Raw genomic sequence first — 14,495 nt, 5'->3', positions numbered from 1 at the left:
GAGCCAGGAAGAGGCGGCCTTCCAGTGGAAGGACGCCCTGGCGAACGCGCGGCCCGTGGCCGCGCCGGAGCGGAACGCGCGAGGGGGCTGGCCCCCTGCGACACCGCCGTATGCAGCCCGGATCTGGAACTGAAGCGCCCCCGGTGGCGTCAGGAGGCTTCGAGCGCCGCGACGATCGCGCCGAAATCCGAGGCCAGAAGGCTCGCCCCGCCGACCAGCGCGCCATCGACGTTCGACACGGTGAAGATATCCGCCGCATTCGACGGCTTCACCGAGCCGCCGTAGAGCAGCCGGATTTCCTCGCCGTCGTCGCCGAATTTCTTCACCATCTCGGCGCGCATGAAATCATGCACCTCGGCGATCTGCTCGAGCGTCGGAGTCCGCCCCGAGCCGATCGCCCAGATCGGTTCGTAGGCGATCACCAGCGAAGCGCCCGAGGCGTTCAGCGGCAGCGATCCCTTGAGCTGCGAGCTGATGACGTCGAGCGTCGCGCCGCGATCCCGTTCGCGTTCAGTCTCGCCCACGCAGATGATCGCGATCAGCCCTTCGGAAATCGCCGTGGTCGATTTGGCATGGACGAGTTCGTCCGATTCGAACCGGTCGGCGCGCCGTTCGGAATGGCCGAGGATCACGTGGCTGGCCCCTGCGTCCTTCAGCATCCGCGCCGAAATGCCGCCCGTGTAGGCGCCCGAGATCTGCGGGTGGCAGTTCTGGCCGCCAATGGCGATCCGCCCCTTGACCAGATCGGCCGCGGCCGAGACCAGCGTGTAGGGCGGGCAGATCAGCACCTCGCAATCGGGGGCGGGATGGGCGGCGATCAGCGCCTCGATCTCGCCCAGATTGGCCCTGAGGCCATTCATCTTCCAGTTCCCTGCCGCGAGCTTCCTGCGCATCTGTCGTCCCTCCGATGGATCGGGCGCAGATTAGGCCAGCGCGCAGGCCGCCGCAAAGGCGAAAACGCCCTCGAATCAATGATAACGCAAACATTCCGGCGGTGGCGGATCAACCCTCGGCGGTGTCGCGGAATTTCACCGATTCGCCGCAGCCGCAGCTTTCGACGACATTCGGATTGCGGAATTTGAAGCCCGATTCCAGCACGCCGATCTCATAGTCGATCTCTGTGCCGATCATGTACATCTGCGCCATCGGCGCGATGAGGACGCGGGCCGGGCCTTCCTCGACCACAAGGTCCATGGGGCCGGCCTCGGGGGCGATTTCCATCGTGTATTCCATGCCCGCGCAGCCGCCCTTCTTCACGCCGATGCGGAAGCCGGCGGCGTTTTCACGCGCCATCAGCCGCGCGATCTGGTCGATGGCGGCGGGGGTCAGGGTCACGGGCGGCTTGCCGGGCATGGCGAACATCGGAATTCTCCTTGGATCGGAACCAAGATAGGGCCGGGGTGGCTTTCACGCAAGCCGCCCCGCCCGGGTCATTTGAGGAACGGCCCGTCACTTCAGGAACGGGTAATCAGTATAGCCGGTCTCGCCGCCGCCGTAGAAATAATCCTTGCGCAGTTCGTTCAGGGCCGCGTCGGTTTTCAGCCGCTCGGGCAGGTCCGGATTGGCGATGAAGGGGCGGCCGAAGGCCACGGCATAGGCATCGCCGCTTGCGATGGCCCGGATCGCCATGTCGCGGTTGTAGCCGTTGTTCGCCACGTAAGGCGCCCTGATCGCGGCGCGGAAGGCCTTCAGCTCCGCCTCCGGATAGTCGCGCGGGCCGCCGGTCTGCCCCTCGACCACATGCACGAAGGCAAGGTTGTGGGCATTGAGCGCCCCGGCGACGGCCGCGAAAAGGGCGGGGGTGTCGCTGTCAAGCCCGACATTGTTCGCGTTCGACCAGGGCGACAGCCGGATCCCGGTGCGCTCGGCGCCAATGGTGCCGGCGACCGTATCGACCACCTCGGCGAGGAACCGCACCCGGTGCGCGATCGGCCCGCCATAGGCATCGGTCCGCTTGTTCGAGGTATCGCGCAGGAACTGGTCGATCAGATAGCCGTTCGCGGCGTGGATCTCGACCCCGTCGAAGCCCGCCTCGATGGCGCATTTCGCGGCATGGGCATATTCGGCCAGAACGCCGGGGATTTCCTCCAGCGTCAGCGCATGGGGCACCGAGGTTTCGACGAAACCCTTGCCGTCGAAGGTCTTCGCGTGGGCGGAAAGCGCCGAGGGCGCAACCGGCGTCCGGCCGTCGATGATCGAGGGATGCGAGACGCGCCCCACGTGCCAGAGCTGGCAGGCGATCTTGCCGCCCGCGTCATGCACCGCCGCGGTGACCTTCTTCCAGCCGGTGACCTGTTCGGGGCTGTAGATGCCCGGCGTCCAGGCATAGCCCTGACCCGTCGGCGAGATCTGCGTGCCTTCGGAGACGATCAGCCCCGCCGTCGCGCGCTGGCGGTAATATTCGACCATCAGGTCGTTGGGGATCAGGTCGAAGGCGCGGTTGCGCGTCAGCGGCGCCATCAGGATGCGGTTCGCGATCTCGATCCGGCCAAGGCGGCCCGGCGTAAACAGCGTGTCAGTCATGATTGATCCTTCACGTTCCGGGCCGGGGAGGCGGCCCTTCCACGAAAAGACAATCTGGCACGGCGCGCGACGATGGCAAGCCCCCGCGCGCCGGGCGGTTTACATGAAGCCGAGTTCGAGCCGCGCCTCTTCGGACATCATGTCCATGCCCCATTGCGGATCGAAGGTCATGGTCACGTTGACCTCGCGCACGCCGGGCACCGCCTCGATGGCGTTCTGCACCCATTCCGGCATTTCACCGGCCACCGGGCAGCCCGGCGCGGTCAGGGTCATCACCACGTTCACCACGCTCTCGTCGGTGATCTCGATCGTGTAGACCAGTCCGAGGTCGTAGATGTTCACCGGGATTTCCGGGTCGAAGACCGTGCGGCAGGCATCCGCGACCGCGTCGAACAGCGGATGTTCGGTGGTCGAGGGCTTGATCAGGGGGCTGCCCTCTGCGGGCATATCTGCGGACGTGTCGGCTTCGTTGGTCATGATGTCGCTCCGGCGAGGGATTGGCACAGGATATAGGAATTTCGCCGCGCAAGGTAAAGGCCGCTGGCGACGGGCGGCGCAGGCGCGTGTGGAAACCGGAGCGGGCAGGGGCGCTGCCCCTCTTTGCGCTGACGCGCAAATTCACCCCGGGATATTTATGGAAGAATGAAGGGCAGCCGGTCCCGATGTCTGGGGGGGGGGGCCGTGCCGGGTCTTGACCGGGACGCGCGAAACCGCCACAGGTGCCGGCATGGTTCCGATGGACAAACTCGCCCAGATCACGCAGCGCTTCGATTTCGTCGGGGCGAAGCTGAACGTGACCTCCGCGCCCGCCGAGATCGCCGCGCTCTCGCGCGAATATTCCGAATTGAAGCCCGTGGTCGATCAGATCGCCGCCTACCGGCAGGCGCTCGACGATCTGGCCGAGGCGGAAGGCTGGCTCCACGATCCCGAGATGAAGGATCTGGCGGAGGAGGAGCTGCCCCGCCTCAAGGCCCGCATCCCCGAGATGGAACAGGCGCTGCGGCTGGCGCTCTTGCCGAAGGACGCGGCCGATGCGCGGCCCGCGATCCTTGAAATCCGCCCCGGCACCGGCGGGGACGAGGCGGCGCTTTTCGCGGGCGATCTGCTGCGCATGTATCAGCGCTATGCCGAAACGATGGGCTGGCGGTTCGAATTGCTGGATCTGACGCCCTCGGAACTCGGCGGCGTCAAGGAAGTCACCGCCCGGATCGAGGGCGAGGGCGTCTTCGCCCGGCTCAAATACGAATCCGGCGTTCACCGGGTGCAGCGCGTGCCGGAAACCGAGGCGGGCGGGCGGATCCATACCTCGGCCGCCACCGTCGCGGTTCTGCCCGAGGCGGAGGATGTCGACATCGACATCCCCGCGGGCGACATCCGCATCGATACGATGCGATCCTCGGGCGCGGGTGGGCAGCATGTCAACACCACCGATTCGGCGGTGCGGATCACCCATCTGCCCACCGGGATCGTCGTCACCTCGTCCGAGAAGTCGCAGCACCAGAACCGGGCGAATGCCATGGCCGTGCTGCGGGCGCGCCTGTATGAGATGGAACGCGACCGGCTGGCGCATGAACGCGCGGCCGACCGCAAGGCGCAGGTGGGCTCGGGCGATCGTTCGGAGCGCATCCGCACCTACAACTTTCCGCAGGGCCGGATGACCGATCACCGGATCAACCTGACACTGTATGCGCTGCCGCAGATCATGAACGGCGACCTGACCGAGGTGATCGACGCCCTTACCGCCCATGATCAGGCGACGAAACTGGCGGAGATGGAGGGATGACCGCGCAGCAGGCGCTGGTCCTTGCCACGCGCCGGCTGACCGCCGCGGGCATCGAGGGCGCCGCCACCGATGCGCGCCGGTTGCTGGCGCATGTGCTCGGCCTCGCGCCGGAACGGCTGCTGCTGGCGATGCAGGACGAGATTTCCCCGGATCAGCAGGCGGCGTTCGAGGCCGCGACGGATGCCCGCGCCGCGCGCCGTCCGGTGGCGCAGATCACCGGATTGCGCCGCTTCTGGGGGCTCGATTTCCGCGTGACGCGCGACACGCTCGACCCCCGGCCGGAAACCGAGATTCTGGTGGAAGCGGCGCTTGAGGAACCCTTCGGCATGGTGCTGGACCTTGGCACCGGCACGGGCTGCATCCTCGTCAGCCTGCTGCACGACAGGAGCGACGCGAGGGGGACGGGGGTCGATCTGTCCGAAGCCGCGCTGATCGTGGCGCGGGACAATGCCGCGCGGCTTGGCGTGGCGGAGCGGGCGCGGTTCCTGCGTTCCGACTGGTTTTCCGCCGTCACCGGCACGTTCGACCTGATCGTTTCCAACCCGCCCTATATCGCCGCGGAAGAGATGCCCGCCCTCTCCCCCGAGGTGCGCGACTGGGAACCGCATCTGGCGCTGACGCCGGGCGGTGACGGGCTTGCCGCCTATCGCCTCATCGCGCGCGAGGCCGCGGCCCGGCTGACCTCCGGCGGGCGGCTGCTGCTGGAAATCGGGCCGACTCAGGCCGGGGCGGTCTGCGACCTCCTGCGTGACGGAGGATTCGAGCGGATCGAGGTCCGCCGCGATCTGGACGGGCGCGACCGCACCATTCTGGCCCGCAAACCCGCCGTGCCCGCCCCGCATCCGGGGAATTGAGCCCATCACGCGATCTTGGGCCGAAATTATGGGGAAACGCGCAATTCTTCCGTTTTCCCGCTTGCGCCCGCCCGGCTGGCATGCTTAGTGATCCATGTGCAGAACGGACATTTGGTCCGCTGCACGGATCAGCTCACACTGCGGGTCACAGGGTTTCGCGGGTCATACCCGCAAAACGCAACCCTTGCCCACATGGCGGGTCCCGGTCATTTCACGATCGCGGCCCGGACTTCAGCGCCCGAAGGGCACAACCAACGCAGGCACATGAGATCTTCGAAATCCCGTTCGCGCAACAAGTCGAACCGTCAGCGCACGATCGGCAATATCATCAACCGGGTCTTTGACAGCTCCGGTCCCGAGGGCAAGGTGCGTGGCACCCCGCAACAGATCATCGACAAGTATCTGGCGCTGGCGCGTGACGCGCAGCTTGGCAACGATCGGGTGGCGGAACAGAATTTCCTGCAGCATGCCGAACACTACACCCGCATGCTGGGCGAGGCGCAGCGCGAAATCGCCCGTGAACAGGAGGAGCGGCAACGCAACTACCAGCAGGGCGGATCCGGCCAGAACAATGGTCAGACCGGCGGCCAGAATGGTGGCAACCGCGATCGTCAGGAGCGTCCGGAACGCGAGGCGGAGCCGCGCTACGAAGCCGCCACTGACGCCGCCGATGCCCTGGTGACCGACGCCTTGGTGACCGAGGAAACCGGGACGGAGGAATCCGGTCTGGTGGAAACGCCGGAAATGCGCGCCGAAACCCGGCCCGCCGAAACCCCTGCCGAGCCGGAAGGCCCCGCGCAGCAGGTGGCCGAGGCGTTCGAGGTTGCGGACGAGGCCACCCCGGCCCCCGAAACGCCGGAACAGCCCGAAGCGGAAGCCCCGCCGCGCCGCGCCCGTGCGCCGCGCCGCACGCCGCGCAAGCCGCGCGCGCCGAAGAAGACCGACGCCGATGCGGCACAGCTTCCGCTCGATGCGCCGACTGACGCTTCGGGCGAATAACGGTCCCGGAAGCCCGACATGACGAAAGCCGCGCGGATCCCGCGCGGCTTTTTCATTCAGACGCCAACGCCTGCGCCCTCACCGCTTGCGGACGAATTCCGTGCGCAGCACCAGCCCCTTGATCGCCTCGTGCCGGCAGTCGATCAGCTCCGGATCGTCCGTCAGCCGGATCGAGCGGATCACCGTCCCCTGTTTCAGCGTGGTCGAGGTGCCCTTGACCTTCAGGTCCTTCACCAGCACCACCTGATCGCCATCGGCCAGCAGGGTGCCGCTTGCATCCCGGACCTCGCGCACGGCTTCGGCCTTCAGTTCCGAGGCGGGCCGCCATTCGCCGGTCGCCTCGTCGTAGATGTAATCGTCGTCGGACATTATTTGTCTCCCCTTCGGGGTCAGCGGGCCAGCAGCCGCGCGAGGTGGCAGAATTGTTCGAGCGTCACCCGCTCGGCCCGCTCGGTCGGCGGGATCCCCGCCGCTTCGAGCAGGGATTCGATCTGCGGATGCAGACCGCGCAGCGAGGCCCGCAGCATCTTGCGCCGCTGATTGAACCCCGCCGCGACGACCCGTTCCAATATCTTCGGATCGGCCGGATAGCGCGGTTCGGGCAGGGCCTGCAGATGCACCACCGCCGAATGCACCTTGGGCGCAGGGGTGAAGGCCTCGGGCGGCAGGACCATGACGATCCGCGCCTCGCACCGCCATTGCGCGAGCAGAGCCAGCCGCCCGTAATGCGCCGAACCGGGCTTCGCCACGATCCGCTCCGCCACTTCCTTCTGGAACATCAGCGTCAGGCTTTCCCAGAAGGGCGGCCAGACGGCGGGCGTCAGCCAGCGGATCAGCAGTTCGGTGCCGACATTGTAGGGCAGGTTCGCGGCGATCCGGATCGGCGGCGTCAGATGCGCCAGAACGTCGACCTCCAGCGCGTCGCCGTTGATCACCTCCAGCCGCCCGGGATAATGCGCCGCGATCTCGGCCAGCGCCGGCAGACAACGGCTGTCCTTCTCGACCGCCAGCACCCGCCGCGCCCCCTCGGCCAGCAATCCGCGCGTCAGCCCGCCGGGGCCGGGGCCGACCTCCAGCACGTCGCACCGCGTCAGATCGCCCGCCGCCCGCGCGATCTTCGCCGTCAGGTTCAGATCCAGCAGGAAGTTCTGCCCAAGGCTCTTCTTCGCCACCAGATCGTGATCCCGGATCACTTCGCGCAGCGCGGGAAGCCCGTCGATTGCCGCCATTCCCGAACCCGTCCTTCATTCTTCCAAAAATATCCTCGGGGGTGAGGCCGCAGGCCGAGGGGGCAGAAGGCCCCCTGCGCCCGTGCCGCGATCCGGCGCTCAGACGTGCCGCGCCGCCCCCATCCGCGCGGCCATCCGCAAAGCGGCGATCAGGCTCGCCGGATTGGCGCGCCCGGTTCCCGCGATGTCATAGGCCGTGCCGTGATCGGGCGAGGTCCGCACGAAGGGCAGGCCAAGCGTCACATTCACGCCCCCGTCGAAATCCAGCGTCTTGATCGGGATCAGCGCCTGATCGTGATAGGCGCAGATCGCCGCGTCATATTGCGCGCGCGCCGCCGCATGGAACATCGTGTCGGCGGGCAGGGGGCCTGCGACGGCGAAGCCCTCGGCCCGCAGCCCGGCCAGCGTTTCGCCGATCCAGTCGATCTCCTCACGCCCCATCGCGCCGCCTTCGCCCGCATGGGGGTTCAGCCCGGCCACGGCGATGCGCGGATTTTCGATGGCGAAATCGCGGCGCAGCCCGTTCGCGGTGATCTCGACCACCTCGCGCAGGACCTCGGGCGTATAGGCGCGGGGCACGTCCTTCAGCGCGATATGGATCGTCGCCGGAACCACGCGCAGCGGCGGGGCGATCCCCTCGGCCGCGAGCATCATCGCCACGCGCGCCCCGCCCGCCAGATGCGCGAGGAATTCGGTATGCCCCGGAAAGGCGAAGCCCGCCCCGTCCTTCAGCGCCTTCTTGTGGATCGGCGCGGTGGTCATGGCGATCGCCTCGCCCGCCTGCACCAGCGAAACGGCGCGGGCGATGACCTCGATCACCGCGGCGGCGTTTTCCGGCGCCGGACGGCCCGGCTCGGCGGCGGCGGGGAAGGGATGCGGCAGCACGGGCAGCGCCGCGCCCGCATGCAGGATCGCGTCCGAGGGCCGCTCGACCTCGCGCAGCTTCGTGCCGCGCGGCAGATGCGCCGGATCGCCGAGCCAGACGAAGGGCAGGCTGGCCCCCAGCGTTTCCCACGCCTTGACGGCGATTTCCGGGCCGATGCCAGAAGGATCGCCGCAGGTCAGGATCACGGGCAGGCGGGTCGGATCGGGGCGCGTCGTCATGGCCGCACGATCACCGCATTGGCCACCAGATCGGCAAGCAGGCTGTCCGCATAGCTGTTCATCCGCTGGTTCAGCAGTTGCGTCCGCACCGCGTCGCGCGAGGGCGCGGCCTCGCCCTCGGGCCGGACCTTTTCGCGCGAACACAGCATCACCAGCACCTCGTTGCCGCCGCGTTGCAGCCGCGTCGTCTCGCCGATGTCCAGATGCGCCAGCGCCAGACCGACGTCTTGCGGGATGGCCCCCTGCGCGGCGGGTTCCACCCGCGTCAGCCAGGACGGCGGCAGGCTTTTCGCCACGGTGTAAAGATCGTCGCAGCCCTTGGCGCTACGCGCGACGCGGCCGGCAAGCTCCGCCGCTTCGGGCGAGCCCGGAACACCCAGCGTCAGCAGCGCATAGCCAAGCGTCTGCGCCCCGGTGCTGGCCGGGCCGCCTTCGTCCATCCCCCGCAGCATGAAGACCGCGATGGCGCCGTTCAGCTCGATGGGGGCGCTGGCCTCGCCGGGTTTCAGCGCCATGATCGTCGGGCGCAGCGCCGGCGGCAGGTTCTGCAACGGCATCCATTGCAGCCGCCCGCCCTGCTCGCGGGTGGCCGAGGCCGAAACCTGCTGCGCGGCATTGGCGAATTCCGCCTCCCCGCGAATGGCCGAGACCTGACCGGCCAGTTCGCGCGCCTCGGCCGCATATTCGGGCGGCGCGGGGATGATGATTTCCGACAGCAGCACCCGGGTGCCGGCGCCGCGATCGGCCTCGACCAGCATGGCGCGGTCGATATCGGCCTCGGTGATCTGCACCCGCCCGGCGTAGCGCGCCCGGACCACATCGCGCCAGACGACGCCGGCCGAGACGAAATCGCGGAAGGTCTGTTCCGACACCCCGGCCCGCGACAGTTCGGCGATGAACTGTTCCTTGGTCAGGTTGGCCCGGCCGGCGAATTCGGTCATCCCCTCGTCGACCAGCTCGGGCGAGGCGGTCATGCCGTCGAGCTTGGCGCGCCATGTCCGCAGCCGGTCCTCGATCAGCGCATCCTCGGCGGCCTTGCGCAGATCGCCGCTTTGCCGCAGCAGTTGCAGAAAGCGCATCCGCTGTTCGATCTCATAGCGCGAGATGCCAAGCCCGTTCACCGTGATGACCGGCGCGAACAGACCGCCGCCCTGCGCCAGCGCGGGCGCGGCGGGGCCGCTGCCCGGCGTCCAGCCCAGACCGGCCGCCAGACCAAGCGCCAGAACGGCGGCGCTCAGCGGCCTGCAACGCGGGGTCAATCGCACCATTTTCGTCATCTCTCGTCCGTCCGTCATGTCTGCCCGCTCGTCTGTTTCGCGGTTCGAGGCCGCGCTTCCGATGCCTGTTTCCCGCCGCCTGTTCCCGCGGCCTCTTCCGATGCCCGCCCCCTTGCCTCCGGCTCAGCCGCGGCAGGCGCGGGCGGCCGTTCCGGTCTGGCTGTCGGCGCCGAAGCCCGCCAGCTGCACCTGAAAGCCGAAGCTGGTTTCCGGCTTCACACTAGAGGAGGACGTAAACCGACGCGAGAGGGAAAGATCCATCGCGATGCACTCATTGGCGTAACGCAGCCCAAGCCCCGCCCGGGCCATCCGCTCCGCGGTGAAATCGTAGCGGGTGTTGAACGTGCCACGCCATTCCGGGTTCATGTTGACCCCGCCCATCATCACCAGTTCGTCGGTGGCCTGCGGCCGTCCTTCAAGCTCGTTCGGCTTCATCCAGATATAACCCGTCGTCAGCTGGTATTTCGGCCCCAGATAGGCAAAGCGCAGCTCGTCGCGCGAAATGTCCAGCTCATCGTCGAACAGCGCCCTGTTGGAGATCGTCAGCCCCGTGGTCGTCGTCAGCGTGCCGCCCAAAAGCCAGTCCGAGGTCCGCCCCGACAGGCCAGAGCCGGTGCTGAACTGATCCAGATCCTCGGCCCGGAAGACGCGCCCCGCCGTCATGCCAAAGGACCAGCCCGCGGCGTCCATGCGGGTCCAGCTCATCCCCAGATTGGCGCGCAGGCCGCGTTCGCGCGTGTCACCGCCCGGATAGCGCGACAGGCTGAACAGGTTGCCCTCGTCGAATTCGACCAGCACGCTGTCCTCGTTCGGGGCGGCCTTCAGGTTGTCCGGGCTCCACAGGATCTGCGCCACCGGCTCGATCACATGCGAGGCACTGCCCGAGGTGGCGACCCACGGCCAGCGCACCTCCATGCCGAGGGTGGGCTGCGCGCGGATCGTGTCGCCCTCGTAGACCTGATCGTTGCGCACGGAAAACACATCCGTCGCCAGCCGCGCCTGACTGGTGGCCAGAATGCCCGCCGGCAGCAGCCAGTTGCGCTGCCAGTTCAGTTCCAGCGAGGTGCGCAGCATGTCGCGCCCGTCGGGCACGTCGTCGTAATCCTCGGCCGTGTCGTAATCGAGCGTGCTGGCCCGGTTCAGCGTATGGACATTCCATTCGACCGAGGCGAGCCCGCCCAGATAGCGAGGCCGGAACAGCCGGGTCCAGCTGTAGTCGCCCGCCAGCATCGGCTGGGTGCTGTTGCTTTCGCCTTCGCGGATCGAATGGGTGTTGCCCGCCCGCATCCAGATCATCTCGTTGCGGGTCACCCGGTCGAGCGTCACGCCCGACCACAGCCGGTCGATGTCGGAAATGTCGTAATCGACCAGATAGGCGGGATCCGTCACCACCTGCAACTGCACGCCCAGTTGATAGCCGCCCGGAATGCCGAACCAGCCGTTGGCGAACAGGTAGCCGCGCGTCTCGTTCTCGCGCAGGCTGTCGCGCGACAGGGCACCGTTGACCAGCACATAGCCGTTGTCGAGCGCCTGCCGGTAGCGCATGCCGAGCGTGCTGCTCCAATCCGTCGCGACGAAGGGTTTCAGCGTCAGGTCGGCCGAGGGGCCGAGCGTGAGGAAATAGGGCAGCTCCACCCCGAAGCCCATGCGGGAGGAGTTGGTGAAGCGCGGCCGCAGGATGCCGTCCATCCGGTCCACGGTCGGGTCCGGCATGCTCAGCACCGGCGTCCACAACAGCGGCACGCCCATCAGCCGGAATTGCGCATTGTCGAAGCGCAGCACCCGCGCCGGCGCGTCATGGGTGATCGTGCGGGCGCGGATTTCCCAAAGCGGCGTCGGGTCCGAGGCGCAGACCTGGCACGACGATCCCACCGCGTCATAGAGCGTGGTGACCTCGCCGTCCTTGCGCTCGACCCGGTTGGCGGCGATCTGCAATTCGCGCGCCAGCACCATCCGCGCGCCGATCAGCACACCGTTCTGCATGTCGCGCGACAGATCGGCCTGCGAGGCCAGCGTGACGGCGCCGCTCTGCCCGGGCTGCACCAGACGGATCGGTCCCTCGATCAGCATGCGGTCGGTGGACTGGTCGTAGGTGACGCGGCTGGCCGTCAGCCGGTTCTGCTGCCAGAACACCTCGACCGCGCCCTCGGCCACAAGGGTCTTGTCGCCGGTGACGGTGATCCGGTCGGCCAGCAGCGTCGCCGCCTCGGCCGCCTGATCGGCGGTATAGCCGGCGGCCGGGGCGGGATCCTGCGCGCGGGCGGGATCGGTCCCGGCCATCAGCGCAAGGGCCATCAGCCCGGTCGCAAGGCGGTTGTTGCGACGCGCCATCAGCCGTCCTCCCGTGCCAGAACCAGCGCGAGCGCGAGCATCAGCGCGATCGCGGGGGGCGCCCAGGCGGCCAGCCCCACCGGAATTTCCCCATTGTCGCCAAGGACCTGCGCGATGTTCCTCAGAAAGAACACCGAAAGCCCCGCGCCAAGGGTGATGAGCACCATCATCCCGCTTTTGCCAAAGCGGATATGGGCCATGTTGAACCCCGCCGCGATCAGCACCATCGCCGCCAGCACGATGGGCAGCGCCAGCTCCATCTGGAACCAGACCATGTGGCGCCGGGCGGAAAAGCCCGCCGCCTCGATCCCGCGGATGAAGCCCGGCAATTGCCAGATCGGCACCGCCGAGGGGGAGCCGAAGCTGTCGCGGATCCGTTCCGCCGTCAGCGAGGAGGACAGCGTCAGGCTGTCCGCTCGGGTCGCGTCGCGCTCGGGGTTGGTCGAGCTGCCCAACGGCCAGTCCTTGACGTTGCTCAGGTGCCACGCGCCGGGGGTGAGGTTGGCTTCCTCGGCCTCGATCCGGCGCACGGCGCCCTGACCGGGCGCGACGATCAGGAAGGTGACGTCATACAGCCGCGTCGCGTTCGGATTGGCGCGCGCGCCGTGGATCACCGCCTGTTGCCCGCTGCCGTCGCCCATGCCCTGCCGCATCCAGATTCCGTCCGAGCTGATCGAGGCGCTTTCGGCGCCCCCCGCGCGGAACTTTCCCGCGACCGTATCATAGCGTTTCGCGGTTGCCGAGACGATCGGATTGCCGATCGCCACCGCGAGCACGCCGATCAGCAAGGCGACGCTGACCGGCGTCAGCACCAGCCGCAGCGCCGACATCCCGGCCGCGCGGATCACCACCAGTTCGGACGACCGCGCAAGGCCGAGGAACAGCACCACCGCCGACAGCACCATCACCAGCGGCAGGATGTCATACAGCGACTGCGGCACCGACAGCGCCGACAGCATCGCCGCCTGACCCAGCGTGATCCCCGCGCTGGCGAAGGAGCGGATCTTTTCCACCATGTCGATCAGGAACAGCACCCCCCAGAACGACAGCAGGACGATGGCAAAGGCCGACAGGAAGCGGCGGGTGATATAGAGGGAAAGGGTCATGCCGCGGATCTCCGGACAGGGTGCGGGCGGACCCGGCGCGGGCGCGCGGCCCACCACAGCACCAGCCCCGCCACGGATGTCCCGATCAGCGCCGGCAGATAGGCCAGCGGCCAAAGGGCATTGTTGCGCTGCATCGCGCTGTCGACGGTATTGGCCAGCATCTGCAGCACGATCAGCCCGATGACCGCCAGCGTGATCTGCCGCCACATGCCGAAACGCGAAAAGCTGCCCAGCATCAGCGCGGCAAAGCCCAGCAGCACCGCGACCGGCGCGATCAGCGGCTGCGCCACCCGCTCGTTGAGGATGCGGAAGGCCTCGGGCTTGGTGCCGCCGGTGGCGGTCAGGATCTCGTCCGAGGGGAACAGCAGGTCCTGACTTGGCAGTTCGTCCCAGTCGATATGGCCTTCCGCCCGCGCGCCCATCAGCGCGCCGATGTCATAGGTCAGGTCGGTGAACCGGGTGAGGGCCAAGTTCTCGCCGGGATTGCGCAGGGTCTGCGCCGTGCCGTCGAACATCACCAGCTTCGGCCCGCTGGCCGAGGGGACCAGAACCGCGCGCTCGGCCACATAGGTCGTCTGTTCCTGCGGCTCGCGCGCATCGGAGAGGAAGAAGTCCAGCAATTCGCCGCGATCGGAAATCGCCCGGATGTAGATGGTGATTCCCGGGGCCGGATGCTGAAAGCTGCCCTCGACCAGAACCCGCGCGGTGATGTTTTCCGACACTTCCGCCTGCCGTTCCGCCAGTTTGGCGCGCGACACCGGCACCAGCACATGCACCAGCACCGCCATCAGCGCCGCGATCAGCAGCCCGAATACCGCCACCGGCCGCGCCAGCCGCCACGGCGAGGCCCCGGTCGCCTGCATCACCACCAGTTCCGAATCCGCGCTCAGCCGGTTGACCGCGTAGATCGTCGCCGCGAAGGCCGCGACCGGCAGCACCAGCCGGATCACGTTGGGCAGCGTCAGCAGGGTGAATTCCAGCACCACCCAGGCCGTCTGCCCGTCGCCGATCAGCTTGTCGAACAGCGATACCGCCCGGTTCACCCAGTAGACCGACACCAGCACGAGCGCGAAGAACCCGAACAGGGCCATCAGCCGGGAAAACAGATATCGGTCGAGTTGCTTCAAGATGCGGATGTCCGGGTTGGTCGGGCTCCGCCCTCTCTAACCCGTGCAGCGGCCACACGAAAGCCCTGCCGGTGCGCGGGATGCCGGTGCCCGCCCCGGGCGCTTCCCATTTCGGCCGCCGATGGTTAGGCTTCGGCGAAATTTCGCGCGGGCATCCCGCCC

The 14,495-nt window shown here is 67.9% G+C and carries 14 protein-coding genes; 3 read left to right on the top strand and 11 right to left on the bottom strand.

Translation table 11 applies throughout. From position 1 onward, the window contains the following. Positions 1-149: 149 nt before the first annotated feature. The 4 genes from tpiA to D2T30_RS10325 all read right to left on the bottom strand — a co-directional run bounded on the left by tpiA (position 150) and on the right by D2T30_RS10325 (position 3,000). A complete protein-coding gene (gene tpiA, locus D2T30_RS10340; protein WP_128182350.1) occupies positions 150-893 on the bottom strand; it encodes a triose-phosphate isomerase in 744 nt (247 codons plus the stop codon). Between the two features lie 109 nt (positions 894-1,002). Next, positions 1,003-1,362, bottom strand: coding sequence for a HesB/IscA family protein (locus D2T30_RS10335; RefSeq protein WP_128208811.1), 360 nt, complete (start codon positions 1,360-1,362; stop codon positions 1,003-1,005). 87 nt (positions 1,363-1,449) lie between these two features. Further along, positions 1,450-2,523, bottom strand: a complete 1,074-nt coding sequence (locus D2T30_RS10330; protein ID WP_128208810.1) for an alkene reductase — start codon at positions 2,521-2,523, stop codon at positions 1,450-1,452. Between the two features lie 99 nt (positions 2,524-2,622). Then, positions 2,623-3,000, bottom strand: coding sequence for an SUF system Fe-S cluster assembly protein (locus D2T30_RS10325; RefSeq protein WP_128182344.1), 378 nt, complete (start codon positions 2,998-3,000; stop codon positions 2,623-2,625). Between the two features lie 250 nt (positions 3,001-3,250). On the opposite strand from D2T30_RS10325, the gene prfA reads away from it, so the two are divergent. The 3 genes from prfA (at position 3,251) to D2T30_RS10310 (ending at position 6,159) form a co-directional block, all read left to right on the top strand. Beyond that, on the top strand, positions 3,251-4,306 hold the full coding sequence (gene prfA / locus D2T30_RS10320) for a peptide chain release factor 1 (RefSeq protein WP_128208809.1): 1,056 nt from the start codon (positions 3,251-3,253) through the stop codon (positions 4,304-4,306). Next, complete coding sequence (gene prmC / locus D2T30_RS10315) at positions 4,303-5,160, top strand: peptide chain release factor N(5)-glutamine methyltransferase (protein ID WP_128208808.1); 858 nt, start codon at positions 4,303-4,305, stop codon at positions 5,158-5,160. Before prfA ends, prmC begins: the two co-directional genes overlap by 4 nt. A gap of 264 nt (positions 5,161-5,424) precedes the next feature. Next, the gene (locus D2T30_RS10310) at positions 5,425-6,159 is read left to right on the top strand and encodes a DUF4167 domain-containing protein (RefSeq protein WP_128208807.1); all 735 of its coding nucleotides are present in this window, start codon (positions 5,425-5,427) and stop codon (positions 6,157-6,159) included. 78 nt (positions 6,160-6,237) lie between these two features. Here D2T30_RS10310 and D2T30_RS10305 read toward each other — a convergent pair whose 3' ends face one another. The 7 genes from D2T30_RS10305 to lptF all read right to left on the bottom strand — a co-directional run bounded on the left by D2T30_RS10305 (position 6,238) and on the right by lptF (position 14,333). Further along, positions 6,238-6,528: an alkylphosphonate utilization protein gene (locus D2T30_RS10305; protein ID WP_128182336.1), complete on the bottom strand. Its 291-nt coding sequence runs from the start codon at positions 6,526-6,528 to the stop codon at positions 6,238-6,240. Between the two features lie 20 nt (positions 6,529-6,548). After that, positions 6,549-7,388: a 16S rRNA (adenine(1518)-N(6)/adenine(1519)-N(6))-dimethyltransferase RsmA gene (gene rsmA, locus D2T30_RS10300; protein WP_128208806.1), complete on the bottom strand. Its 840-nt coding sequence runs from the start codon at positions 7,386-7,388 to the stop codon at positions 6,549-6,551. Between the two features lie 99 nt (positions 7,389-7,487). After that, on the bottom strand, positions 7,488-8,492 hold the full coding sequence (gene pdxA, locus D2T30_RS10295) for a 4-hydroxythreonine-4-phosphate dehydrogenase PdxA (RefSeq protein ID WP_128208805.1): 1,005 nt from the start codon (positions 8,490-8,492) through the stop codon (positions 7,488-7,490). Continuing rightward, on the bottom strand, positions 8,489-9,760 hold the full coding sequence (locus D2T30_RS10290) for a peptidylprolyl isomerase (RefSeq protein ID WP_164884278.1): 1,272 nt from the start codon (positions 9,758-9,760) through the stop codon (positions 8,489-8,491). Before D2T30_RS10290 ends, pdxA begins: the two co-directional genes overlap by 4 nt. A gap of 132 nt (positions 9,761-9,892) precedes the next feature. Then, positions 9,893-12,100, bottom strand: a complete 2,208-nt coding sequence (locus D2T30_RS10285; protein ID WP_128208803.1) for an LPS-assembly protein LptD — start codon at positions 12,098-12,100, stop codon at positions 9,893-9,895. Beyond that, positions 12,100-13,206 carry an LPS export ABC transporter permease LptG gene (gene lptG / locus D2T30_RS10280; protein ID WP_128182326.1) on the bottom strand — a complete coding sequence of 369 codons (1,107 nt, stop codon included), beginning with the start codon at positions 13,204-13,206 and terminating at the stop codon, positions 12,100-12,102. Before lptG ends, D2T30_RS10285 begins: the two co-directional genes overlap by 1 nt. Further along, positions 13,203-14,333, bottom strand: coding sequence for an LPS export ABC transporter permease LptF (gene lptF, locus D2T30_RS10275; protein ID WP_128208802.1), 1,131 nt, complete (start codon positions 14,331-14,333; stop codon positions 13,203-13,205). Before lptF ends, lptG begins: the two co-directional genes overlap by 4 nt. Positions 14,334-14,495 lie beyond the last annotated feature (162 nt).

Origin of the sequence: Paenirhodobacter populi, assembly GCF_004022215.1 — a bacterium.
GTDB classification, from domain to species: domain Bacteria; phylum Pseudomonadota; class Alphaproteobacteria; order Rhodobacterales; family Rhodobacteraceae; genus Rhodobacter; species Rhodobacter populi.
This window is presented reverse-complemented; position numbering and strand designations above follow the sequence as displayed.

What these genes read in the sequence shown, in the direction of transcription:
- pdxA (WP_128208805.1), bottom strand. Translation starts at nt 8,492, where the DNA reads ATGACGACGCGCCCCGATCCGACCCGCCTGCCCGTGATCCTGACCTGC.
- tpiA (WP_128182350.1), bottom strand. Translation starts at nt 893, where the DNA reads ATGCGCAGGAAGCTCGCGGCAGGGAACTGGAAGATGAATGGCCTCAGG.
- D2T30_RS10310 (WP_128208807.1), top strand. Translation starts at nt 5,425, where the DNA reads ATGAGATCTTCGAAATCCCGTTCGCGCAACAAGTCGAACCGTCAGCGC.
- D2T30_RS10335 (WP_128208811.1), bottom strand. Translation starts at nt 1,362, where the DNA reads ATGTTCGCCATGCCCGGCAAGCCGCCCGTGACCCTGACCCCCGCCGCC.
- D2T30_RS10330 (WP_128208810.1), bottom strand. Translation starts at nt 2,523, where the DNA reads ATGACTGACACGCTGTTTACGCCGGGCCGCCTTGGCCGGATCGAGATC.
- prmC (WP_128208808.1), top strand. Translation starts at nt 4,303, where the DNA reads ATGACCGCGCAGCAGGCGCTGGTCCTTGCCACGCGCCGGCTGACCGCC.
- rsmA (WP_128208806.1), bottom strand. Translation starts at nt 7,388, where the DNA reads ATGGCGGCAATCGACGGGCTTCCCGCGCTGCGCGAAGTGATCCGGGAT.
- D2T30_RS10325 (WP_128182344.1), bottom strand. Translation starts at nt 3,000, where the DNA reads ATGACCAACGAAGCCGACACGTCCGCAGATATGCCCGCAGAGGGCAGC.
- D2T30_RS10305 (WP_128182336.1), bottom strand. Translation starts at nt 6,528, where the DNA reads ATGTCCGACGACGATTACATCTACGACGAGGCGACCGGCGAATGGCGG.
- prfA (WP_128208809.1), top strand. Translation starts at nt 3,251, where the DNA reads ATGGTTCCGATGGACAAACTCGCCCAGATCACGCAGCGCTTCGATTTC.
- lptG (WP_128182326.1), bottom strand. Translation starts at nt 13,206, where the DNA reads ATGACCCTTTCCCTCTATATCACCCGCCGCTTCCTGTCGGCCTTTGCC.
- D2T30_RS10285 (WP_128208803.1), bottom strand. Translation starts at nt 12,100, where the DNA reads ATGGCGCGTCGCAACAACCGCCTTGCGACCGGGCTGATGGCCCTTGCG.
- D2T30_RS10290 (WP_164884278.1), bottom strand. Translation starts at nt 9,760, where the DNA reads ATGGTGCGATTGACCCCGCGTTGCAGGCCGCTGAGCGCCGCCGTTCTG.